At 57.8% G+C, this 564-nt stretch carries 1 protein-coding gene; it reads right to left on the reverse strand.

All coding sequences use genetic code 11. The features are described 5' to 3' along the window. On the reverse strand, nt 1-328 hold a 328-nt coding region (locus HMPREF0721_RS12645; protein ID WP_006599926.1), incomplete at its 3' end, for a Dps family protein. Between the last annotated feature and the right edge of the window lie 236 nt (nt 329-564).

The raw sequence follows: 564 nt of genomic DNA on the forward strand, positions 1-564 counted from the left end.
GGGATTCCGGCAGGGTGGTGCTCGCAGCTATGACTGCGGGACGACCGTCTGGGGAGGCGTGAAGGGCGCGCATACGCTCAGCGATCTCGTCAGCGCCCTCACGGGCAATTTCGACGACCTCGTCGAGGTTGAGGTGGAGGTCACGGAAGTTGGGGCCGACGATATTCCAGTGGGCATGTTTGTCGACCAACTCCAAGGCGATGAAGTCAACGAGAACCTTTTGAAGGTTCGCGGCAAGGGTTTCGGAGGCCTTGAAACCGGATTCAGCGTTTTCGAGCTTAGTAGTCGTCTGTCCAGCAGGATTCGGAACATTTACGGTGTTAGCCATGCAACATCTCCTTCGTTCGGGGTGGCCAAGCGCCGACCACCGGCGTACATATAGGGCAACACGGGCCGAACGTGTGTTATTCCATCCCAGACACGAAAAATGTGGGCGGCCGAGTGCTGGTCGCTCTTTGTGTCGGCTAGATGCCCCTCATAGGGCATGATGTGACTTATGAGCGCAGAGGTTGACGATTCGGGCCGCACTGATGATCGACTGGCTTTTCCCGACGAAGTGGTGGC

It is taken from the genome of Pseudoramibacter alactolyticus ATCC 23263, assembly GCF_000185505.1.
GTDB classification, from domain to species: Bacteria; Bacillota; Clostridia; order Eubacteriales; family Eubacteriaceae; genus Pseudoramibacter; species Pseudoramibacter alactolyticus.